Below are 21,820 nucleotides of genomic sequence, written 5' to 3'. Positions count from 1 at the left end.
CTCTTACCTCTTGGGCTGCGCGGCGCTCGATGCGTCGCCGATGAAACGCATCCCCGCCGCGCGAATCGCAAAGCCGTTCGGATAGCGCAAGTCCGCATATTCGATGTCGTTCCCCCACCGCGCCGTCACTGCCTTCCATGCCGCGGTCAACCGCCGGCTGCGCTCCTCGAGCGTCGACGCGTTACGCTCACGGCCGTATTCGATCTCGGTGCCGTTCGACAGTTTCACGGTCCACGCATAACGCGGCGAAAGCGTCACTTCCTCCGGCGTCGCCCCGATCGGCGCCAGCCACTGCTTGAATTGGAAGTAGCGCGCGACGACTTCCTTCGCCGTGCCCGGCGGACCGTCGAACGCGGGCAGTTCGTCGTCGAGCTCGCCCTGGTTCGCCGTGAAAAGCTCCCCGTCGGCGGAAACGAGTTGATCGCTGCCCCACGTTCCGAGCGGCTTGTACTCCTCGAGCGTGACGGCGAGCGCGTTCGGCCACACACGCCGCACGCTTGCGCGTCGCACCCACGGCATCTGCTCGAACGCCTGCCTCGCCGCGTCGAGATCGACCGTGAAAAAGTTGCCCTTCAGGTGGCCGATCACACTCGCGCGCACGGTCGGCGTGTTGATGTGATCGGTGTCGCCGCCGATGAGAATGGCGGAAAGCGCAAACGATGGACGTTGCGCGAGCCAGATCCCGCCCGACGCGACGAGCGCGGCGAGCGCCAGCGCATAAAGCGCGTTGGCGGCGAGATTGAGCTGGCGAACGTTGTTCCACATGATGTATGCGTCAGTCCTTGTCGAGCGTCAGCGCGAGCACCTCGACGACGAGCGCCTCATAGCTGATGCCAACCGCGCGCGCTGCCTTCGGCGGCAGCGAGTGATCGGTCATGCCAGGCGCCGTGTTCACTTCGAGGAAGTACGGGTTGCCGGCCGCATCGAGCATGAAATCGGCCCGGCCCCAGTCGGTACAGCCGAGCACGTCGAACGCGCGACGCGAAAGCGCCTGCAGGCGCGCCTCCTCTTCGGGCGCGAGGCCGCACGGAATCAGGTATTGCGTGTCGTTCGCGACATACTTCGCGTGATAGTCGTAGAACTCGCCGGCCGGCACGATCTTGATGATCGGCAGCTCGAGCTTGCCCGCGATGCAGGCCGTGTACTCGCCGCCCTCGATGCTCTTCTCGACGAGCACGATCTTGTCGAACTTCGCCGCCTCCGCGAGCGCGGCCGGCAGCGCATCGGCGCTCTTCACCTTCGTGACGGCGACGCTCGACCCCTCGCTCGCCGGCTTCACGAAGAGCGGCAAGCCGAGCTTGGCGACGATGGCTTGCGCCCGCGCCGCGTAATCGTCGCCGCGCATCACCGCCTCGAAGGGCGGCGTCGGAATGCCGAGTTGCTGCCAAACGAGCTTCGTGCGGAACTTGTCGAGACCGAGCGCCGAGCCGAGCACGCCGCTGCCCGTATAGCGAATGCCGTAGAAATCGAGCGCACCCTGGAGCTGGCCGTTTTCGCCATAGCCACCGTGCAGTGCGTTGAACGCACGCACGAAGCCCTCGTCTTTCAACGCGGAGAGCGGACGCTCGGACGGATCGAATGGATGCGCGTCGATGCCGGCCGCACGCAGTCCCTGCAAGACCAGGCGCCCGGAATTGAGCGAGACCTCGCGCTCGGCGGATTCGCCACCGAGCAGCACCGCCACTTTGCCGAAACGTTTTGGATCGATATTCATGTCATGCCTTTGCATCTTGGACGAGCCGCGCCGGCACCGTGCCGATCGAGCCCGCGCCCATCGTGATCACCACATCGCCGTCGTGCACTAGCGCCGCAAGCGCCGCCGGCACGTCGTCGGCCGTTTCGACGAATACCGGCTCGACCTTGCCCGCCACGCGGATCGCGCGCGACAGCGCGCGCCCGTCCGCCGCGACGATCGGTGTCTCGCCGGCCGCATAGACATCCGTCAGCACCAGCGCATCGACGCTCGAGAGCACGCTGACGAAGTCCTCGAAGCAATCGCGCGTGCGCGTGTACCGGTGCGGCTGAAACGCGAGCACGATCCTGCGCTCGGGGAACGCGCCGCGAGCGGCCGCGATCGTCGCTGCCATTTCGACCGGGTGATGGCCGTAGTCGTCGACGAGCGTGTAGCGGCCGCCCGAGCCGATCTCGATTTCGCCGTACCTCTGGAAGCGCCGGCCCACGCCCGTGAACTCGGCGAGCGCACGCTGGATGTCGGCATCGGCGACTTCGAGTTCAGTGGCGATCGCAATCGCCGCCAGCGCGTTCTGCACGTTGTGCATGCCCGGCATGTTGAGCACGATGTCGAGCGCCGGCGCGTCCTCGCGCATCGCCGTGAAATACATCTTGCCGTCGCGCGCGAGCACATTGACGGCGCGCACCTGCGCGTCGGCCGCGAAGCCGTAGCGGATGATCGGCTTCGAGACGAACGGCAGGATTTCCCGCACGTTCGAGTCGTCGACGCAGAGGACCGCGATGCCGTAGAACGGCAGCCGCTGCGTAAACTCGATGAAGGCCTGCTTGAGCCGCGCGAAGTCGTGCCCGTACGTATCCATATGGTCCGCATCGATGTTCGTCACGACTTCGATCACGGGCAACAGATTGAGGAACGACGCGTCGGATTCGTCCGCTTCGGCCACGATGAAATCACCTGTGCCGAGCCGAGCGTTCGCACCGGCGCTCGTCAGGCGCCCGCCGATCACGAACGTCGGATCGAGCCCGCCCGCGGCGAGAACGCTCGCGACGAGGCTCGTCGTCGTGGTCTTGCCGTGCGTGCCGGCGATCGCAATACCCTGCTTCAGGCGCATCAGCTCGGCCAGCATGACCGCGCGCGGCACGATCGGCACGCGCAGGCGGCGTGCGGCGAGCACCTCGGGGTTGTCGCTGCGCACGGCCGTCGAAACGACGACCGCGTCCGCGCCTTCGATATGCGCGGCGTCATGGCCGAGCGCGATGCGCGCGCCGAGCGATGCCAGGCGATCGGTCGTGGCGCTGCGCGCGAGGTCTGAACCGCTCACCCGGTAGCCGAGCGTCACGAGCACTTCCGCGATGCCGCTCATGCCGGCACCGCCGATCCCGACAAAATGGATGTGTTTGACGATGTGTTTCATTGCTTTCCTTGCTGGCGCGCTTGCGCCACGGCCGCGCAAACCTGCGCGACCCGATCCGTCGCCTCGGGCTTCGCGAGCGAGCGCGCGCGCCCGGCCATCTCGGCGAGCGTTTCGCGCGTTTGCGCGCGCAGCCAATCGGCCAGAGCTTCGGGCGACAAGTCGCGCTGCTGCACGAGTACCGCCGCCTCCCGCTCCGAGAGAAACTCTGCGTTCGTCGTCTGATGATCGTCGACCGCGTAGGGAAACGGCACGAAGAGCGCCGCCACGCCGATGGCCGCGATTTCGGCCACCGTCATCGCGCCCGAGCGGCAGATGACGAGATCGGCATCGGCGTAAGCCGCGGCCATGTCGTCGATGAATGGAACGAGCTGGAGCCCTTCGCCCGTCGCGAGGCCTGCCGCTTCGTAATTGGCGCGCAACGCGTCGATATGCTTCTCGCCCGCCTGATGCACCACACGCGGACGCGAATCCGGCGGCAGCAACGCGAGCGCACGGGGGACGACTTCGTTCAATGCGGCGGCGCCGAGACTGCCGCCGACGACGAGCAGGTTCAGCGGACCGATGCGGCCCGCATAGCGCGCCTTCGGCTCGGGTGCATGCGTGAGCGCATCGCGCAGCGGATTGCCGGTCCACTCCGCGTTCGGCAGCGTGTCGGGAAACGCAACGAGCACGCGCCGCGCGAGCTTTGCCAGCACCTTGTTCGCGAGACCGGCCACCGAGTTCTGCTCGTGCAGGACGAGCGGCCGCCGCTCGAGCGCCGTCATGACGCCGGCCGGAAACGTGATGTAGCCGCCCATGCCGAGCACGACGTCGGGCCGCACGCGCCGCAATGCGCGCCGGCTTTCCAGGCAAGCGCGCAACAAATTGACGGGCAACATCAGCAGCGTCTTGAGCCCCTTGCCGCGCAAGCCGCCGAAGCGCACGTACTCCATCGGAATCCCGTGCTTCGGGACGAGCGACGCCTCCATGCCGGCCGGATTGCCGAGCCAGACCACTCGCCAGCCCCAGGCGCGCATGCGGTGGGCGACCGCGAGCCCGGGGAAGACGTGTCCCCCGGTGCCGCCGGCCATCACCATGAGCGTGCGCTGTGGCGTGGAAGTCATACCTTCCCCCCGCGCATCAGCACACGATTTTCGTAATCGACGCGCATCAGGAGCGCGATCGCCAAGCAATTGAGCACGATGCCCGAGCCGCCATAGCTGACGAGCGGCAGCGTCAGGCCCTTCGTCGGCAAGATGCCGAGATTGACGCCGATGTTGATGAACGTCTGCACGCCGAACCAAAGTCCCACGCCCTTGGCCACGAGCCCGGCGAACGTACGGTCGAGCGCGAGCGCCTGCCGGCCGATCTCGAACGAGCGGCGCACGATCCAGTAGAAAAGCAGGATCACGGCGAGCACGCCAACGAAGCCGAGCTCTTCGCCGATTACGGCGAGAATGAAGTCGGTATGCGCTTCCGGCAAGTAATTGAGCTTCTCGACACTGCCGCCGAGCCCCACGCCGAACCACTCGCCGCGGCCGAACGCGATCAACGAGTGGGTGAGCTGGTAAGCCTTACCCTGCGCGTAGCGATCGTCCCACGGATCGAGGTAGGCGAAGATCCGCTCGCGCCGCCACGGGGACGCCCAGACGAGCAGCCCGAACGTGCCGACGGCCGTGGCGACGAGCCCGCCGAAGAGCTTGCCGTTCACGCCCCCCAGGAAAAGCAGGCCCATTGCGATCGCCGCGATCACCATGAACGCACCCATGTCGGGCTCGAGCAGCAACAGCGCGCCGACGACGCCGACCGCGAACGCCATCGGCAAAAAGCCCTTCGCGAAACTGCCCATGTACTCCTGTTTGCGAACGGTGTAATTCGCCGCGTAGATCGTCACCGCAAGCTTCATGATCTCGGACGGCTGCATGTTCATGAGGCCGAGCGGCAACCAACGGCGCGCGCCGTTCACACCCTTGCCAATGTGCGGAATCAGCACGATCACGAGCCCGACGAGGGCGATCAGGAAGAACTTCGGCGCCTGCTTGTCCCAGACCGAAATCGGGATCTTGAACGCGACGACGGCGGCGATCGTCGCGACGGCGATCGAAGCAATGTGACGCACGAGGAACGCGTACGTGTGATACGACGCGTACTTCGGCGAGTCGGGCATCGCAATCGAGGCCGAGTAGACCATGACGACGCCGAGCCCGAGCAAGGCAATGACAGCCCACAGCAGCGAATGATCGTAATCGAGCATGCGCGAGCGCGTCGGCCGCATGCCGCTCACGACGCTCGCGAGGCCGCCCGTGCGCCTGCTCGCGTCCGACTCCGCGCCTGCCTTGGGGTCGCCACGCCGTAGCGATGCGCCGCTGCGTTCGGTGAAGAATCGTTGTCCGGTGCGCTCGGTCCAGCTCATAGCATCGTCCCCCGTTCCGCCGCGATGTCGTCGACCGCGCCGCGAAATACCTCGGCGCGATGCGCGTAGTGCTTGAACATGTCGAAGCTCGCGCAGGCGGGCGAAAGCAGCACGGCGTCGCCGGCTTGCGCGACGGCGGCCGCCGCGCGCGTCGCCGCTTCGAGCGTCGGATGCGTTTCGAGCGGGACGCCGGTCTCGGCGAGCGCCGCGCGAATAAGCGGCGCGTCGCGGCCGATCAGCATCACGGCGCGGCACCAGCGCGCCACGGGCCGCGCAAGCGGCGCGAAGTCCTGCCCCTTGCCCTCGCCGCCCGCGATCAGCACCGTCCGTTGCGCGAGCCCGTCGAGGGCGGCGACCGTCGCACCGACATTCGTTCCCTTGCTGTCGTCGACGAAGTCGACACCGTCGAGCGAGCCGATCAGCTCCACGCGATGCGGCTCGCCGCGATACTCGCGCAGACCGTGCAGCACGGGCGCGGCAGGCAGGCCGATCGCCCGAGCGAGTGCAAGCGCGGCGAGCGCATTCGCCGCGTTATGCAAACCGCGGATGCGCAGGGCATCGGCGGGCATCAGGCGCTTCAGGGTGAGATCGACCGGGGCCGCCGACGCGGCGCCCTCGTGCCTGCGCCGCCGCGACGTCGAGGCCGGCTCGTCGGCGGGATCCCGCTCTTGCGCTTGCGCAAGCCAATTGATGCCGTTCTCGTGCACGAGGCCATAGTCGCCGACACGCTGCGGCTCGTCGAGGCCGAATGTGATCAGGCGCTCGGCGCCGCTTGCTTTCGCCGAATCCGCCGCGCCCGCGAGCGTCATCGCGCGAGCGTCGTCGCGGTTGAGCACGCGTGTGGTATGCGGGCCGAAAATGCGCCCTTTCGCGGCCGTATACGCATCGAAGCTGCCATGCCAGTCGAGGTGATCCTGGGTGATATTGAGCACGGCGGCCGCGTCGGGGTCGAATGTCAGCGCGGTTTCGAGCTGAAAGCTCGAGAGCTCGAGCACCCAGACGTCGGGCAACGCCGTGTTGTCGATCGCCTGGGAAAGCGTATCGAGCATCGTGGGACTGATGTTGCCGGCGACGGCGACGCGCTTGCCGGCGCGCCGGCAGAGCAGCCCGGTGAGGCTCGTGGTGGTCGTCTTGCCGTTCGTGCCCGTGATGGCGATCACCTTCGGCGCATAGCCGCTCTCACCGAGATGCCGCAGCGCGGATGCGAAGAGTTCCAGCTCGCCCCACACGGGAATGCCGCGCTCGCGCGCGCTCTCGAGCAGCGCGGCGAGATCGGGCGCGAGCGGAGAAAGACCGGGACTCACCGCGATGAGTTCGATGCTGCCTTCGATGAGCGCGGGCGTGAACGCACCGCCGACGAATTCGGCCTCGATACGCTCGGCTTCGAGCAGCGACAGATTCGGGGGCGCCTCGCGCGTGTCGGCAACGCGCAGCCGGCACCCGTGGCGCGCGCACCAGCGCGCCATCGCGAGGCCGGATTCACCGAGCCCCAGTACCAGCACCGTCGGACTTTGCCGATCACGAAACATCTCGCCGAACATCGCTTGCTTTTCCTTCCTATCAACGCAACTTGAGAGTGGAGAGTCCGAACAGGCACAGCATCAACGTCACGATCCAGAAGCGCACGACGACCTGGGTCTCCTTCCATCCGGAGAGCTCGAAATGGTGATGCAGCGGCGCCATCTTGAAGATGCGCCGCCCTTCGCCGTATCGACGCTTCGTAAACTTGAACCACGTCACTTGCAGCATCACGGACAGCGTCTCGGCAACGAAAATGCCGCCCATGATGAACAGCACGATCTCCTGTCGCACGATCACGGCGACGGTGCCGAGCGCACCGCCCAGGGCCAGCGCGCCGACGTCGCCCATGAAGACCTGCGCGGGGTGCGTGTTGTACCAGAGGAAGGCGAGCCCCGCGCCGCCCATTGCGGAGCAGTAGACCATCAACTCGCCCGCGCCCGGGATGTGCGGGAACAGCAGATACTTCGAGTAAACGGAGCTGCCCATCACGTAGGCGAACACGCCGAGCGAAGCGCCGACGAGCACGACCGGCATGATGACGAGGCCGTCGAGACCGTCCGTCAGGTTGACCGCGTTGCTCGCGCCGACGATGACGAAGTACGTGAGCGCGATGAAACCCCATACGCCGAGCGGATAGGTGACCGACTTCAGAAACGGCAACAACAGGTCCGCCTTCGCCGGCAATCCCATCGAAAGCCCGCTTCGCACCCACGCCATGAACAGATCGAAGACGCGCACATTGCTCGCCTCAGAAACGCTGAATGCGAGGTAGACCGCCGCGAAGAGCCCGATCACCGATTGCCAGAAATACTTTTCGCGCGAGGACATCCCGCGCGGATCCTTGTAGACGACCTTGCGGTAGTCGTCGACCCAGCCGATCACGCCGAAGCCGAAGGTCACGAGCATCACGATCCAGATGAAGCGATTCGTGAGGTCGGCCCAAAGCAACGTCGACACCGCAATGCCGATGAGGATCAGCACGCCCCCCATCGTCGGCGTGCCGGACTTGACCAGGTGTGACTGCGGCCCATTCGTCCGTACCGCCTGGCCGACCTTCATCGCAGTGAGCTTGCGAATGACCCACGGGCCACAGACGAGCCCGATCAAAAGCGCGGTGATCGTTGCCGCCACCGCGCGAAACGTCAGATAGTTGAACACGCGCAAAAAGCTTGCGTCGTTCTGCAGCCATTGCGCCAACACCAGCAGCATGCTCGTCCTTCTCTCAGTGCGTACCGGGCTCGGCGCCCGGCACATTCGGTTGTAATTGAGTCAATGCATCGACGACGCGCTCCATGCGCATGAAGCGCGACCCCTTCACGAGCAACGTCGCGCTCTCGTCGAAGCCGGCCTGCCGCAACGCGTCGATCAACGCGGCCACTTCGTCGAAATGGCGCGCTCGCCGCGCCGAGGCCTGCGCGGCGGCAGCGCCGACCTCGAAAGCCGCGCAGGCGTCGCGCGTCGCGTCGCCGAGCCCAAAGAGCGCATCGATGCCGCGCTCGCGCGCGTAGGCGCCGATCTCGCGATGAAACGCCGGCCCGTGATCCCCGACCTCGCCCATATCGCCCATCACGAGCACGCGCGGCGCCGGTCCGGCGGCTAGCACGTCGATCGCCGCGCGCATCGAATCGGGATTCGCGTTGTAGGTGTCGTCGATGACGGTCGCGCCGGCAAGCGAGCCCGAAACGGCACGCTTCACCTGCAGCCGGCCTTTGACAGGAGAGAACGCCTCCAGGCCTCGACGAATCGCATCGAGCGCGACGCCGGCCGCCAACGCCGCCGATGTCGCCGCGAGCGCGTTGCGCACGTTGTGCGCGCCCAGCACCTGCAGCGCCGCTTCGAACTCGCCGGCCGGCGTGCGCACTCGCAAACGGTTGCCGGCGAATTCACCGGTGACGGCGGCGGCATGCGCGGGTTGCGCCTCACCGGCCGTCAGCAGCGCGAAATCGACGATCCGGTTGCCCGTCGCCGCGACACGCCAGATCCCCGCATAAGCATCGTCGGCGGGAAACACAGCAATGCCGTCCGGGCCGAGCGCATGAATCACGCTTGCATGCTCGAGCGCGACGGCTTCGACCGTCTCCATGAATTCCTGGTGCTCGCGCTGCGCGTTATTGACGAGCGCGATCGTCGGCTCGGCGATCTTCGCGAGCGTATCCGTTTCGCCGGGATGATTCATCCCGAGCTCGACGACGGCGAGCTTGTGCGTAGCGTTCAGGCGCAAGAGCGTGAGCGGCAGCCCGATATCGTTGTTGAAGTTGCCGGCCGTCGCGAGGCGGTCGTTCGCGCCCACCGCCGCCGCGAAGATCGACGCGATCATCTCCTTCACCGTCGTCTTCCCGTTGCTGCCCGTCACCGCCACGAGTGGGATCGGGAAGCGCCGGCGCCAGCCGCGCGCGAGGTCCGCCAGTGCCGCGCGGGTGTCGGATGCGACGATCGTCGGCAGGTTCCAATCGGACGAGGGGATGCGCGCCGCGAGGACGGCCGATACGCCGCGCGCGGCGACGTCGGCAAGAAAGTCGTGCGCGTCGAAGCGCTCGCCTCTCAAAGCGACGAATAAGTCGCCGGGGCCGGCCGTGCGACTATCGGTGCAAATGCGTTCGAACGCGGCTGCACCGTTGCCCACGATCGTAGCGTCGGGAATGAGACGCGCTGCTTCGGTCAGCGTCAGCATCGTCATTCGCCGCCTCCGCGCGCGTGTGTCGCCCGGGCCGCGAGTGCGAGCCGTGCGTGGTCCTGATCGGAGAAAGCGCGCTTCTTGCCCATGATTTCCTGTGTTGCTTCGTGCCCCTTGCCGGCCAGCACGACGACGTCCTCGCGCGCCGCACCGCGCACCGTTTGCAAGATCGCGTTCGCGCGATCCTCGATGGCGCGCGCGCGGCTCGCGTCGCGCATGCCGGCGACGATCTGCTCGATGATCGACTGGGGCTTCTCGCTGCGCGGGTTGTCGCTCGTCACGACGACCACGTCGGCAAGCCGCTCGGCGATCGCGCCCATTAAGGGGCGCTTCGTCGCATCGCGATCGCCGCCGCAGCCGAACATACAGACGAGCTTGCCGCCGCGCGCCTCGGCGATCGGCCGCAGCGCCTCGAGCGTTTTCTCGAGCGCGTCGGGCGTATGCGCATAGTCGACGACGATGAGCGGCTCGTCGCTCGCCGGCCGGCCGCCGAGCCGCTGCATGCGTCCGTTGACGGGCTCCAGCTTGGCGAGCTGGACCAGCGCATCGGCAAGCGGCACGTCGGCCGCGAGCAGCGCGCCGAGGACCGCGAGCAGATTGCTGACGTTGAATGCGCCGAGCGTTCCGACTTCGACATCGGTGTCGCCCCAATCCGACGACAGATGAAACGCCGTGGCCGCCGCCGTCGCGCGGACATTCGTCGCGATGAGCCGCGCGTCGACGCCCGGTTCGTCGAGGGCCTTTTCGGCGCTATCGGCGCCGATCCCATAGGCGATCGTGCGGACACGCCCTTGCGTGCGCGCGATCAAACGGCGGCCGGCCGCGTCGTCGCGGTTGACGATGGCCGCACGCAGCGTGGGCCAGTCGAAAAGTCGAGCCTTCGCGGCTTCATAAGCCTCGAAGGTCCGGTGATAGTCGAGGTGATCCTGCGTGAGATTCGTAAAAACGGCGATATCGAATGCGGTTCCGTTCACCCGACCCTGATGGAGCGCATGCGACGACACCTCCATCGCCACGGCGCGCGCACCGCCGGCAAGAAGCTCGGCGAGACTGCGTTGGAGCTGTGGCGCATCGGGTGTCGTAAATCCCGTCTGTACCAAATGACCCGGCATCCCGGTACCGAGCGTGCCGATCAGCGCGCACGGCGTGTCGAGCGCGGTCAGCGCCGCCGCGATCCAATGCGAGCACGATGTCTTGCCGTTGGTCCCCGTCACGCCCACCGTCAAGAGCCTCTCGCTGGGGGAACCGTACCAGCGGCTCGCGATCTCGCCCGCCCATTCGTTCAGCGCGGGCACCGCGAGCATGCGCGTCGCATCGACGTTGCCTGTAAAGCCTTCCGGCTGATAGAGCGCGGCCGCCGCGCCGGATTCGAATGCTCGCGCGATATGGGCACGATTGTCGGCGCCCTCGACGGCGTATGCGAGGAACGCGTCCCCAGCGGCGAGCGTCCGCGTATCCGAATGCAGGTGCGAACCCTGCGCGACGTGCGCGCGCAGCCAGCCGAGCGCGTCGGCGATTTGGCGTTCGGCCGGCGCGCTCATCGGACGACTCCCGGATTGTTGCGCGAATTCGCCGATACGGCGAGCGGCCGTCCACCTGCCGCCGCCGCCATCGTGGCCGTCTTGGCCGTATCGTCGGAAACGACCAGCTGCTTGACGGGCATATCGGGCGGCACGTTCAAGGTGCGCAGCGTATCGCCGACGATCGACGCAAACACGGGCCCGGAGACATAGCCGCCGAAGTGGCTGCCCGAGGTCGGCTCATCGATCGAGACAGCGACGACGATGCGCGGATTGGGCATCGGCGCCATCCCGACGAAAGAGGCACGATATTTCGAGTGGTCGTAACCGCGGCCCGCGTGTTTGTAGGCCGTGCCGCTCTTGCCGCCGACGCGATAGCCGGGCACCGCGGCCTCGGGCGATGTACCCTGCGCGGACACGACCGATTCGAGCATCGCCCGCACTTCGCGGGCCGTCGTCGGGGAAAAAATCTGCGGCCCGGTCACGGGCTGGGTCGGATCGACTCTGAAAATGGAGACGGGCAGCAACATGCCGTCGTGCGCGATCGCCGTATAAGCGCGCGCGAGCTGGAACAGCGATGCCGAAAGCCCATAACCGTACGACATCGTCGCCTGTTCGATGCGGCGCCAGCTTTTCCATGGGCGCAACCGCCCCGCGGCAGCGCCGGGAAAACCGACCTTCGGCGGCTGGCCAAGGCCGATGCTCGTATACATATCCCACATTTCCTCGGGCTTGAGCGTCATGGCGATCTTCGTCGCGCCGATGTTGCTCGACTTCTGGATCACGCCGCCGACCGTCAGCACGCCAAAGCCGGAATCGTCAGTGATCGTCGCGCCGTCGAGCGTGAAGTGGCCGTTACCTGTGTCGACGAGCGTGTTCGGCGTGACGCGGTGCAGGTCGAGCGCGAGCGAGACGGTAAACGGCTTCATGATCGAGCCGGGCTCGAACACGTCGGTCAGGATCCGGTTGCGCAACTGCTCGCCGGTCAGGTGCGAGCGATCGTTCGGGTTGTAGGTCGGATAGTTGACGAGCGCGAGCACCTCGCCCGTCCGCACGTCGATAACCATTGCGGCTCCGGCCTTAGCCTTCGACTTCTCGACGGCCGCCTTCAGGTTCGCGTAGGCGATGTACTGGATCTTGCTGTCGATCGAGAGCTCGACGTCCTTGCCGTTGCGCGGCGGGACCTGCTGGTCGACATCCTCGACGATGCGGCCGATGCGGTCCTTGATGACATGGCGGATGCCGGGCATCCCCGAGAGGATCTTCTGGTCGCCCAGCTCGATTCCCTCCTGACCCTCGTCCTCGACGTTCGTGAAGCCGACGAGGTGCGCCGTGATCTCACCTTCAGGATAAAAGCGCTTGTATTCGTCCCGCTGATAAATACCGGGAATGTCGAGCGCGATGACTTTCTCGGCGACATCGACGGGAACCTGCCGCTTGACGTAAGCAAACGTCTTGTCGCCGGAGAGCTTCGAGCGCAACTCCTTCTGACTCAAGCCTAGCAGCGATCCGAGCGCCGCGAGCTTACCGGGATCGATGTCTTCGGGCACCGATTCGGGAATGGCCCAGATCGCGCGCACGGGTAGGCTCGTCGCAAGCACGAGCCCATTGCGATCGAGAATCTTGCCGCGCGTGGCGGCGAGCTCGATCGTGCGCTGATAGCGGCTCTCGCCCTGCTTCAGATAGAACGCGTTGCCGGGCCCCTGGATCCAGAACGCACGGCCGGCGAGCGCGACGAACGCCATGAACAGCAGGAACACGACGAGCTTGGAACGCCACATCGGCAGCCTCACGGAAAGCACGGGGCTGGCGGAAAACGTGACGCTCTTGCGATTGCCCGGCAGTTTCATCGGGCGCCTCCGCGGCTCGTCGGCGCCGCGCGCTTCGTCGCGCGAGGCGCCGTATTGGCGAAGGTCGGCGCGCTGGCAGCCGTCGGGATCGCGGCATCGCGCGCCTCGGCTGCGCCGGCGCCAAGCGTCAGATATTGGGTGCTGCCGCTCGCGACCGAGCGCATCTTGAGCGAATCGGAGGCGAGCCCTTCGATTCGCGAAGTCTTCGACAACGCGCTCTGCTCGTATTGCAGTTGCGCGTAGTCCTGCTGAAGCTGACGCTCCTCGGCCTGCGCGCGCTCCAGCTGGACGAAAAGACGCCGCTGCTGGTTCGTCGCGTTGACGACGGACAACGCACAACCCAGAAGGACGATCAACAGAAGGATGTTGAGACGGCTCATGGCGCGACGCGCTCCGCGACGCGCATCACGGCCGAACGAGCTCGCGGGTTGGCCTCGACCTCAGCGGCGCCGGCAAACACGCGCTCGATGATTTTGAGCGGGGGACTCGGCAGATCGGCGGCGCGAATCGGCAAGCGACGGTCGACGGCAGGCGCTTTCGCGTGCGCCTGCATGAATCGCTTCACGATTCGATCCTCGAGCGAATGAAAGCTGATGACCACCAGCCGCCCCCCTTGCTCCAACACCGACAATGCAGCCTCTAAAACGACTTGCAGCTCCGCAAGCTCTTGATTGACGTGAATCCGTATAGCCTGAAAGGTGCGGGTTGCCGGATCCTTACCCTTCTCACGTGTCTTGACGGCGTGAGCCACGATTTCGGCAAGCTCGCCCGTGCTGACGAGAGGCCCGAGACGGTCGGACTCTGCCCGGCGAGCAACAATCGCCTTTGCAATCTGAACAGCAAACCGTTCTTCCCCATAATCTCGTATCACCTCCGTCAGTTCCTGCTGCGTTGCTCGCGCGAGCCATTCGGCCGCCGATTCTCCACGCGTCGGGTCCATCCGCATATCGAGCGGACCGTCGGCGCGAAAGCTGAACCCCCGCTCCGGATCGTCGAGCTGCGGCGACGACACGCCGAGATCGAGCAATACACCCGAAACCCGCGCGATACCGCGAGCGGCAAGCGCGGACGAAAGCGCGGCGAAGCTGTCGTGCACGATCTCGAAACGCCCATCGCCGATCGAGCGCGCCGTCTCGATTGCCTGCGGGTCTTTGTCGAACGCGATCAACCGACCGGCGGCACCGAGCCTGGCCAACAGCGCCCGACTGTGCCCGCCGCGCCCGAACGTGCCGTCGACATAAATGCCATCGGCGCGCGTCACGAGCGCATTTACCGCTTCCTCGAGCAACACCGTCTGGTGTCGCAGCTCGTTTCCCATCGCAGCGTCCTTCGATAAACCGCGATCAGAACGTGAAATTCTTCAACGCTTCCGGCATACCCTGCGCCATCGCGGTTTGTTCCTTGGCCGCGTACGTCTGCGCATCCCACAGTTCGAAGTGGCTTCCCATGCCGAGCAACATGACTTCTTTTTCCAGCCCCGCGGCCATACGCAATTCAGGAGAGACAAGAATGCGGCCCGCGCTATCGAGATCGACGTCGGACGCATTGCCGAGAAAAATCCGCCGCCACCAATGCGCATCCATCGGCAGCGCGGCGATCTTCGTGCGAAAGACTTCCCATTCGGGGCGGGGAAACAGCAAAAGGCAGCCGTCCGGGTGCTTCGTCAGCGTCACCCGTCCTTGTGCCTCGCCTTGCAGCGCTTCGCGATAACGAGAAGGCACGGACATACGGCCTTTCGCATCGAGCGTCAGCGCCGACGCCCCTTGGAACACGTCCTTTTCCCCTCGGGGCACCCTGCCCCGCTCCGCTCTCGAAATTCAGCCGAAATGGTCCGATCAATCCACAAAAATACACTTTCTCACACTGTCTCCCACTTTAGAGTAACGCTCTAGGCGGGTCAAGGGAGAAACACCGTTTTTTCGAGCGATTTTGTTTGAAAGAACAAGGACTTACGTGCCCTTCCTCACATAGAGCTCAAACCGAAAAACGTTATAAATGAATGAACTACTGCATGTTCTGAAGGTGAAACCTGAGAAGCGTGCGGCAAGCGCCGGGGTGATAAGCGCGAAAGCGGCTCGAACGAGGGAAGGATGAGCGGATGACGAACAGTGACAGCGAGTGAGAAGCGATGCGCGGACGCACCGCCGGGACGACAGTTCACACGTAGTAGGCGGTACGGGTCATGACCTTCGACGCGACCCGCATCAATGCGCGGACAGGCCGCGGCAGATCGACACCGCCCGCGTCCATTGCAGCCTTTGCGTGCGCCGTTTCGTCGGCGCGCATCTGCTCAACGATCGCGCGCGATTCGACATCCGCCTCGGGCAGCGCCGACAAATGCCCGTCGAGATGATGCTCGACCTGGCGTTCGGTCTCCGCCATGAATCCGAGGCTGACTTTGTCGCCGAGGCACCCGGCCGCGAGGCCGATCGCAAGCGAGCCCGCGTACCAGAACGGATTGAGGAGACTCGGGCGCGAATCGAGCTGCTTGAGCCGGTGCGTGGTCCACGCAAGGTGGTCCTCCTCCTCGCGAGCAGCTCGATCGAATGCGGCCTTGAGCGCAGGTGAGCGCGCGGCGAGTTTTTGCGCCTGATAAAGCGCCTGTGCGCAGACTTCGCCGACATGGTTGACTCGCATCAATCCGGCGGCGTGGTTCTGCTCGGCGAGCGTCATTTCCGTGCCGGCCTCGGCCGATGGCGACGGAACGGGGCGGCTCATCCGGCTCACGCCCGCCATCGAGCGCAGGCCCCGATCCAATTCGGTGATCAACTCATCCAACGTCATGCATCTCTCCGTTGCCCCGCCATCCAACGCCCCCTTCCACGACGCACGTCCGCCCCGCGACTACAGGCGGCCGCATCGGCGCAAAGCGAAGTTGCTGGCAAAAAGGCGGCTAACCGTGCATTTTAGACGATGTTGAGCAAGCCAGACAGTCGCGTCTAGTCGCTACCGCGTCAGTCGTTGCGCGCGGTTGCGAGCGGCGCCTTCGCGGGAGCCGAGGCCGCCGTTTCACGGAGTTCACGCCGAAGGATCTTGCCGACGTTGGTCTTGGGCAATTCGTTGCGGAACTCGACGAATTTCGGGCGCTTATAGCCCGTCAACTGCTCCTTGCAGAAGGCCAACACGTCCGCCTCGGTGAGCGCGGGATCCTTCTTGACGACAAAAAGCTTCACCGCCTCGCCGGAGTGCACATCGGGCACGCCGACGGCCGCCACTTCGAAGACGCCGGGATGCTTCGCGACCACATCTTCGACTTCGTTCGGATACACGTTGAATCCCGAGACGAGAATCATGTCCTTCTTCCGATCGACGATCCGGAAATATCCGCGCGCATCCATGACGCCGATGTCACCGGTCTTCAGGAAGCCGTCGGCCGTCATCACTTTCGCCGTCTCGTCGGGCCGGTTCCAGTAGCCGGCCATGACCTGAGGACCGCGAATACAGACTTCGCCGGCCTCGCCCATCGGCACGGGATTGCCGCCATCGTCGCGGATCGAAACTTCCGTCGAAGGGAGCGGTACGCCGATGGCCCCGCTGTATTCGGTCGCCGTAACCGGATTGCAGACCGCGGACGGCGATGTTTCCGACAAGCCATACCCTTCGACGATCGCTTTGCCCGTGCGCTCGTACCAGCGCCTCGCCACCGCTTCCTGCACGGCCATGCCGCCGGCGTTCGCGCACCTCAGCTTCGAGAAATCGAGCTGGCCGAAGTCCGGATGGTTGAGCAAAGCGTTATAGAGCGTGTTCACAGCCGGGAACGTGCTGATCGCGTAGCCCTTCAGCTGCTTGATCATGCCGCCTATGTCGCGGGGATTGGGAATGAGAATGCCGAGACCGCCGCCGCGCACCGTCAACAGAAAGCAGACCGTCAATGCATAGATGTGATAAAGCGGCAGCGCGACGACGTTGATGATCTGCTCCGCCTCGGCCCCTTTCGGATGCGCCGGCTCGTGCCAGGCCGCGGACTGCAAGACGTTCGCCACGACGTTGCCGTGCGTGAGCATCGCGCCTTTGGCGACGCCCGTCGTGCCGCCCGTGTATTGCAGGAAGGCGAGGTCCGAATGCGTCGGCCGGGCCGGCACGAACGTTTGCCGGGCCCCTTCGGCTACGGCATCGTTGAACTTCACATGGCCCGGCAGGCTCCAGGCCGGGACCAGCTTCTTCACGCGGCGCACGACGAAATTGACGATGAAGCCTTTCGCGCCCATCAGATCGCCCATCGCCGCAACGACGACGTGCTTGACCGACGTGTTGCGCACGACGGCCTGCACCGTCGCCGCAAAATTCTCGAGCACGACGATCGCCTCGGCGCCGCTATCCTTGAGTTGGTGCTCGAGTTCGCGCGGCGTATAGAGCGGATTGACGTTCACGACGACATATCCCGCTCGCAACACCGCCGCGGTGGCAACCGGATATTGCAGCACGTTGGGCATCATCAGCGCGATCCGCGCGCCGCGGGCGAGCCCCTTCGATTGGAACCAGGCGCCGAGCTTGCGCGAAAGATCGTCGAGCTCGCCGTAGGTGATCGCCTTGCCCATGCAAACAAAAGCGCGCCTTTCCCGGTAATTGCGAAAACTCTCTTCGAGCAGTTCGCCGACCGATGCATAAGCGGACGCGTCGATTTCCGCAGGGACACTGGGCGGATAAGACTTGAGCCAGATTTTTTCCATGCGGCGCCCTCCCGTGATTTTTGAATGTATTTCGAATGATCGTGCGGAAGTCGGCATCCTAGCCGGTCGCCCTCGATCGAACAATTGGATTAGACCTCGACTTCCAATTCAAGGCGCCGAACCACATACGCATTCAGACGCGTTCGACCTCGACGAGGCAATCGTAGAACGTGGCCGATCCGCCGAGATCCGTCAGTGCCTGACTGGTGACCTGGTTGGCGTTGCGACCATCCGGGGAGAGCTTTTTCCACCAGATTGATAGTCCGACGACGACACCCTCGCGCGCGCGCTCGGTGACACGGGCACGTGCAGTCAGCGAGCCCCGGTCGTTACGGACGCGCACATAGTCGCCTTCATGGATTCCGCGCGGCGCCGCGTCCGCGGGATGGATGTCCAGATGAGGCTCGCTTTCGGTTGCGCGAAGGCTTTCGACGTTCACGAAGCTGCTATTGAGGAAGTGGCGCGCAGGCGGCGAAATCATCGCGAGCGGGTAGCGTGAGGCGAGTTCGGGTGAACCGTCCGGCGATTCGTAAGGCGGCAGGTAGTCGGGCAAGGGGTCCGCGCCGAGGCCCGCGAGCAATGTGCTCGCAAACTCGCATTTGCCCGTGGGCGTCTGAAATCCCCCCTCGGCAAATGGCGCATCGGGCAGCCGCAGCTTCGCCCAGCCGGCCGCGGCGAGCTTCTCCCAGCTCATGCCAGCGAGCGTCGGATCGTCCCAACGCAGCGACACCCGCGCCACCGCTTCGTCGCTCTCGTAGACCGTTGGCTCGTCGATGCCCATGCGCCGGGCGATTCCCCGAAAAATTTCGGTATTCGACCGCGCTTCGCCGATGGGGGCCATGAACGGACGATTGACCATCACGTAGGTGTGTCCATAGGACTTGTGGACGTCGAGGTGCTCGAACTGCATCGTCGCAGGCAGCAGAAGATCGGCGTAGTCGGCGGTGTCCGTTTGGAAGTGCTCGAGCACCACGGTGAAAAGGTCTTCTCTCGCGAAGCCGGCCGCGACACGCTCCGAATCGGGAGCGACGGCGACGGGATTCGAGTTGTAGACGACGAGTGCCTCGATTTTCGGGCCGAAGCTTCCGCCGCCCGGATGAACCAAGGCGTCGCCGATCGCATTCATATTGACGACGCGCGGCAGACGGTTCGGCCAGCCCGGCAGCAGATCGGGCCGCTGCAGCGCCTGATGATCGATCGGAGCCCAGTTCGACGACGAGAGCAGTAAGCCGCCCGCACGGTCTCGCCACGCGCCGGTAAGCGATGGGAGACAAGCGATCGCGCGCGTGGCGTTGCCGCCCCCACGTACGCGTTGCATGCCGTAGTTCAGGCGAATCGCGGCCTTGCGAGTCTTGCCGTAAAGGCGCGCAACATCGACGATTTCGCGCTCTTCGATACCGCAAATCTCGGCGACGCGTGCCGGCGGATAGGCGCGCGCCCGCTCCGCGAGCGCTTCGAAGCCGGAGGTATGCGCTTCAATATACGCGTGATCGAGCAGGTCTTCGTCGATGAGCACGTTCATCATGCCGAGGGCGAACGCCGCGTCGGTGCCCGGGCGCAAGGCGATGTGCTGATGACACTTCTCGGCGGTGAGCGATCGATAAGGATCGATGGCAACCAGCCTCGCCCCGCGGCGTTTCGCTTCTTGGGCGCGCGTCCAGAAATGGAGGCTGGAGGCGATCGGGTTCGCACCCCAAATGAGAATGAGCTCGCTTTCCTCGAAGAACTCGACGTGCATGCCGAGACTGCCGCCATACGTATACTTCAGACCGGCCGCGCCGGCCGCCGAGCAGATCGTCCGGTCGAGCCGCGACGCGCCGAGCTTGTGAAAGAAACGCTGTGCGATGCTTTCGCCCTGCACGAGGCCCATCGTGCCCGCATAGCTGTAAGGAAGCAGCGCTTCCGGTTCCCGGCGCACAGTGTTCGAGAGGCCTTCGGCCGCGATCGAAAACGCTTCGTCCCAGCCGATCGGCTCGAACCGCCCTTCGCCTTTGCGCCCGATTCGCTTCATCGGCACGGTCAAGCGGTCTCGGTGATGAACGCGCTCCGCATAGCGGCTGACTTTCGTGCAAAGCACGCCCTGCGTCGGCGGGTGATCGGGGTCGCCGACGACTTTCACCGCCACCCCGTCCTTGACGGTCACACGCATTGCGCAGGTATCGGGACAGTCATGCGGGCAAACGGCACGGGCGAAGTCGGTCGGGGCGTTCATCGTGGGGTTAGATCTTTGAGCGGGCAGGCGAAGTTGCCGGGCCACGCCAAAATTCTAACCGCTTGCGGCACCCTTCCGGCCCAAAACGTCGTCTTGCCGGTTGGGCGTAGAATGGCTCAGACAGTCATATATCTTCGATACTCCGTCGGCAAACCCAATCATGAAGCTCATTCCCGAAGTTCTCGCGGCACGAGACGAAATTCAGGCAATTCGACGAACGATCCACGCCCATCCTGAACTGCGCTACGAGGAGGTCCGCACGGCGGAACTGGTTGCGCAACGCCTCGAACAATGGGGTATCGAGGTGCATCGGGGCTTGGGGAAAACGGGTGTCGTCGGTGTGCTGAAGCGCGGGACGAGCCAGCGTGCTGTAGGTCTGCGCGCCGACATGGACGCATTGCCGATCCATGAGCTGAACACGTTCGAGCATCGCTCGCAAAACAACGGAAGAATGCATGCCTGTGGTCACGACGGGCACACCGCAATGTTGCTCGGAGCGGCGCAATATCTCGCCAGTCGGGGCGAGTTCGATGGGACGATCGTCTTCATCTTTCAGCCCGCCGAGGAAGGGGGCGCCGGCGCCCGCGCGATGATCGAAGACGGGCTTTTCTCGAAGTTTCCTGTTGATGCGGTATTTGGTATTCACAACTGGCCAGGATTGCCGCAGGGGACGTTCGGTGTCAAAGAAGGTCCAATCATGGCCTCGAGCAACGAATTCCGAATCGACATCAAGGGAGTCGGTGCCCATGCGGCCATGCCGCACAACGGACGCGACCCGGTGTTTGCCGCCGTGCAGATTGCCAGTGCTCTTCAAAGCATCATTACCAGAAACAAGAAGCCGATCGAGACGGCCGTTCTGTCGGTGACGCAAATACATGCCGGCGACGCCGTCAATGTCATCCCCGACGACGCGTGGCTCGCCGGAACGGTTCGCACATTCACGATGGCGACGCTCGATATGGTCGAGGACAGGATGCGCAAGATCGCGGAAGCGACGGCTGCCGCCTTCGACTGCTCGGTCAACGTGAGCTTTCATCGCAATTACCCGCCGACCGTCAATAGTGCCGAAGAGGCGAGGTTTGCGGCTGAAGTCATGCGGGAGATCGTCGGCGCGGAGAACGTCAATACGTCCGTCGAGCCGACGATGGGCGCGGAGGATTTTTCGTTCATGCTGCTGGAGAAACCGGGATGCTACGCGTTCCTCGGCAACGGCGACGGCGCTCATCGCGAGATAGGTCATGGCGAAGGACCCTGCATGCTTCACAACGCCAGTTATGACTTCAACGACGAGCTGCTGCCGATCGGGTCGACCTATTGGGTAAGGCTGGCGCAGCGCTTCCTCGCGCCAACTCAGGCGTAACGGCGATCGGTGTAGCGCTGCTTGCGTTACACCGATTGCGCGACGTCCAAAAAGCACAAACCCCCGCGAGCGGGAGCTGGCGGGGGTTTGATGGGGTTGGGGAGCCTGACGATTACCTACTTTCACACGGGGATCCGCACTATCATCGGCGTGGAGTCGTTTCACGGTCCTGTTCGGGATGGGAAGGGGTGGTACCAACTCGCTATGATCATCAGGCATGACTTGTTGCCGTGTCGCGGGTGGGCGGCACAGCCAATCTGGGAAGAAGGGGAGTAAGGGAAGTAATGGGTAGTGACTACGGCACTAATTCGCGAGTCAAACCTTCTGCGCTTACCCCCTACGGGGGTGGTTCCCAGTCAGTGCTCAAGCACTCGCTGGTCGCCTTTCAAAACGCTCCGGTTATAGGATCAAGCCTTACGGGCAATTAGTATCGGTTAGCTCAGCGCATTACTGCGTGTACACACCCGACCTATCAACGTCCTGGTCTTGAACGACCCTTCAAGGGGCTCGAAGC

The 21,820-nt window shown here is 64.7% G+C and carries 17 protein-coding genes and 2 rRNA genes; 1 reads left to right on the top strand and 18 read right to left on the bottom strand.

Features of this window, described 5'->3' with window-relative positions; translation table 11 throughout:
* Nucleotides 1–3: 3 nt before the first annotated feature.
* From AB4Y31_RS00095 to AB4Y31_RS00020, 16 genes are all read right to left on the bottom strand, one after another.
* Entirely contained in the window at nt 4–765 is a 762-nt protein-coding gene (locus AB4Y31_RS00095) for a cell division protein FtsQ/DivIB (protein ID WP_368672177.1), read from the bottom strand.
* Nucleotides 766–775: 10 nt separating this feature from the next.
* Nucleotides 776–1,714, bottom strand: a complete 939-nt coding sequence (locus AB4Y31_RS00090; RefSeq protein WP_107150212.1) for a D-alanine--D-alanine ligase — start codon at nt 1,712–1,714, stop codon at nt 776–778.
* A 1-nt stretch (nt 1,715) separates the two neighbouring features.
* A complete protein-coding gene (gene murC, locus AB4Y31_RS00085) occupies nt 1,716–3,107 on the bottom strand; it encodes a UDP-N-acetylmuramate--L-alanine ligase (RefSeq protein WP_018442625.1) in 1,392 nt (463 codons plus the stop codon).
* Nucleotides 3,104–4,210 carry an undecaprenyldiphospho-muramoylpentapeptide beta-N-acetylglucosaminyltransferase gene (gene murG / locus AB4Y31_RS00080; protein WP_368672176.1) on the bottom strand — a complete coding sequence of 369 codons (1,107 nt, stop codon included), beginning with the start codon at nt 4,208–4,210 and terminating at the stop codon, nt 3,104–3,106. Before murG ends, murC begins: the two co-directional genes overlap by 4 nt.
* Nucleotides 4,207–5,499 (bottom strand): putative lipid II flippase FtsW, encoded by a 1,293-nt coding sequence (gene ftsW, locus AB4Y31_RS00075; RefSeq protein ID WP_018442627.1) that lies wholly within the window; start codon nt 5,497–5,499, stop codon nt 4,207–4,209. The genes murG and ftsW overlap by 4 nt, the downstream gene beginning before the upstream one ends.
* On the bottom strand, nt 5,496–7,040 hold the full coding sequence (gene murD / locus AB4Y31_RS00070) for a UDP-N-acetylmuramoyl-L-alanine--D-glutamate ligase (RefSeq protein WP_368672175.1): 1,545 nt from the start codon (nt 7,038–7,040) through the stop codon (nt 5,496–5,498). The genes ftsW and murD overlap by 4 nt, the downstream gene beginning before the upstream one ends.
* A 19-nt stretch (nt 7,041–7,059) precedes the next feature.
* Entirely contained in the window at nt 7,060–8,229 is a 1,170-nt protein-coding gene (gene mraY, locus AB4Y31_RS00065; RefSeq protein ID WP_018442629.1) for a phospho-N-acetylmuramoyl-pentapeptide-transferase, read from the bottom strand.
* Between the two features lie 13 nt (nt 8,230–8,242).
* The gene (murF, locus tag AB4Y31_RS00060) at nt 8,243–9,697 is read right to left on the bottom strand and encodes a UDP-N-acetylmuramoyl-tripeptide--D-alanyl-D-alanine ligase (protein ID WP_368672174.1); all 1,455 of its coding nucleotides are present in this window, start codon (nt 9,695–9,697) and stop codon (nt 8,243–8,245) included.
* Nucleotides 9,694–11,235: a UDP-N-acetylmuramoyl-L-alanyl-D-glutamate--2,6-diaminopimelate ligase gene (locus AB4Y31_RS00055; RefSeq protein WP_368672173.1), complete on the bottom strand. Its 1,542-nt coding sequence runs from the start codon at nt 11,233–11,235 to the stop codon at nt 9,694–9,696. The genes murF and AB4Y31_RS00055 overlap by 4 nt, the downstream gene beginning before the upstream one ends.
* The gene (locus AB4Y31_RS00050; RefSeq protein ID WP_368672172.1) at nt 11,232–13,064 is read right to left on the bottom strand and encodes a peptidoglycan D,D-transpeptidase FtsI family protein; all 1,833 of its coding nucleotides are present in this window, start codon (nt 13,062–13,064) and stop codon (nt 11,232–11,234) included. The genes AB4Y31_RS00055 and AB4Y31_RS00050 overlap by 4 nt, the downstream gene beginning before the upstream one ends.
* Nucleotides 13,061–13,444, bottom strand: a complete 384-nt coding sequence (gene ftsL, locus AB4Y31_RS00045; RefSeq protein WP_368672171.1) for a cell division protein FtsL — start codon at nt 13,442–13,444, stop codon at nt 13,061–13,063. The genes AB4Y31_RS00050 and ftsL overlap by 4 nt, the downstream gene beginning before the upstream one ends.
* Complete coding sequence (gene rsmH / locus AB4Y31_RS00040; RefSeq protein ID WP_368672170.1) at nt 13,441–14,382, bottom strand: 16S rRNA (cytosine(1402)-N(4))-methyltransferase RsmH; 942 nt, start codon at nt 14,380–14,382, stop codon at nt 13,441–13,443. Before rsmH ends, ftsL begins: the two co-directional genes overlap by 4 nt.
* 25 nt (nt 14,383–14,407) lie before the next feature.
* A complete protein-coding gene (gene mraZ / locus AB4Y31_RS00035) occupies nt 14,408–14,836 on the bottom strand; it encodes a division/cell wall cluster transcriptional repressor MraZ (RefSeq protein ID WP_368673407.1) in 429 nt (142 codons plus the stop codon).
* A 385-nt stretch (nt 14,837–15,221) separates the two neighbouring features.
* Nucleotides 15,222–15,848, bottom strand: coding sequence for a 2-polyprenyl-3-methyl-6-methoxy-1,4-benzoquinone monooxygenase (coq7, locus tag AB4Y31_RS00030; protein ID WP_368672169.1), 627 nt, complete (start codon nt 15,846–15,848; stop codon nt 15,222–15,224).
* Nucleotides 15,849–16,018: 170 nt separating this feature from the next.
* Nucleotides 16,019–17,734, bottom strand: a complete 1,716-nt coding sequence (locus AB4Y31_RS00025) for a long-chain fatty acid--CoA ligase (RefSeq protein WP_368672168.1) — start codon at nt 17,732–17,734, stop codon at nt 16,019–16,021.
* A gap of 133 nt (nt 17,735–17,867) precedes the next feature.
* Nucleotides 17,868–19,946: a molybdopterin-dependent oxidoreductase gene (locus tag AB4Y31_RS00020; protein WP_368672167.1), complete on the bottom strand. Its 2,079-nt coding sequence runs from the start codon at nt 19,944–19,946 to the stop codon at nt 17,868–17,870.
* 160 nt (nt 19,947–20,106) lie between these two features.
* Here AB4Y31_RS00020 and AB4Y31_RS00015 point away from each other — a divergent pair, with 160 nt between their 5' ends.
* Nucleotides 20,107–21,306, top strand: a complete 1,200-nt coding sequence (locus tag AB4Y31_RS00015) for a M20 aminoacylase family protein (RefSeq protein WP_368672166.1) — start codon at nt 20,107–20,109, stop codon at nt 21,304–21,306.
* Nucleotides 21,307–21,409: 103 nt separating this feature from the next.
* Here AB4Y31_RS00015 and rrf read toward each other — a convergent pair.
* Both rrf and AB4Y31_RS00005 read right to left on the bottom strand, forming a co-directional pair.
* Nucleotides 21,410–21,522: ribosomal RNA gene (gene rrf / locus AB4Y31_RS00010) — 5S ribosomal RNA — on the bottom strand.
* 187 nt (nt 21,523–21,709) lie between these two features.
* A 23S ribosomal RNA gene (locus tag AB4Y31_RS00005) occupies nt 21,710–21,820 on the bottom strand; the annotation flags it as partial.

This window comes from Trinickia sp. EG282A (assembly GCF_040965455.1).
Lineage (GTDB): Bacteria > Pseudomonadota > Gammaproteobacteria > Burkholderiales > Burkholderiaceae > Trinickia > Trinickia symbiotica.
Note: the sequence above shows the minus strand (reverse complement) of the source record. Positions and strands in the feature narration are given on the sequence as shown.

Bases quoted from the DNA above. Each gene is read 5' to 3' on its own strand.
- AB4Y31_RS00020 (WP_368672167.1), bottom strand. From the start codon at position 19,946: ATGAACGCCCCGACCGACTTCGCCCGTGCCGTTTGCCCGCATGACTGT.
- AB4Y31_RS00025 (WP_368672168.1), bottom strand. From the start codon at position 17,734: ATGGAAAAAATCTGGCTCAAGTCTTATCCGCCCAGTGTCCCTGCGGAA.
- murG (WP_368672176.1), bottom strand. From the start codon at position 4,210: ATGACTTCCACGCCACAGCGCACGCTCATGGTGATGGCCGGCGGCACC.
- mraY (WP_018442629.1), bottom strand. From the start codon at position 8,229: ATGCTGCTGGTGTTGGCGCAATGGCTGCAGAACGACGCAAGCTTTTTG.
- murC (WP_018442625.1), bottom strand. From the start codon at position 3,107: ATGAAACACATCGTCAAACACATCCATTTTGTCGGGATCGGCGGTGCC.
- ftsW (WP_018442627.1), bottom strand. From the start codon at position 5,499: ATGAGCTGGACCGAGCGCACCGGACAACGATTCTTCACCGAACGCAGC.
- murF (WP_368672174.1), bottom strand. From the start codon at position 9,697: ATGACGATGCTGACGCTGACCGAAGCAGCGCGTCTCATTCCCGACGCT.
- AB4Y31_RS00050 (WP_368672172.1), bottom strand. From the start codon at position 13,064: ATGAAACTGCCGGGCAATCGCAAGAGCGTCACGTTTTCCGCCAGCCCC.
- AB4Y31_RS00095 (WP_368672177.1), bottom strand. From the start codon at position 765: ATGTGGAACAACGTTCGCCAGCTCAATCTCGCCGCCAACGCGCTTTAT.
- AB4Y31_RS00015 (WP_368672166.1), top strand. From the start codon at position 20,107: ATGAAGCTCATTCCCGAAGTTCTCGCGGCACGAGACGAAATTCAGGCA.
- murD (WP_368672175.1), bottom strand. From the start codon at position 7,040: ATGTTCGGCGAGATGTTTCGTGATCGGCAAAGTCCGACGGTGCTGGTA.
- coq7 (WP_368672169.1), bottom strand. From the start codon at position 15,848: ATGACGTTGGATGAGTTGATCACCGAATTGGATCGGGGCCTGCGCTCG.
- AB4Y31_RS00055 (WP_368672173.1), bottom strand. From the start codon at position 11,235: ATGAGCGCGCCGGCCGAACGCCAAATCGCCGACGCGCTCGGCTGGCTG.
- rsmH (WP_368672170.1), bottom strand. From the start codon at position 14,382: ATGGGAAACGAGCTGCGACACCAGACGGTGTTGCTCGAGGAAGCGGTA.
- ftsL (WP_368672171.1), bottom strand. From the start codon at position 13,444: ATGAGCCGTCTCAACATCCTTCTGTTGATCGTCCTTCTGGGTTGTGCG.
- AB4Y31_RS00090 (WP_107150212.1), bottom strand. From the start codon at position 1,714: ATGAATATCGATCCAAAACGTTTCGGCAAAGTGGCGGTGCTGCTCGGT.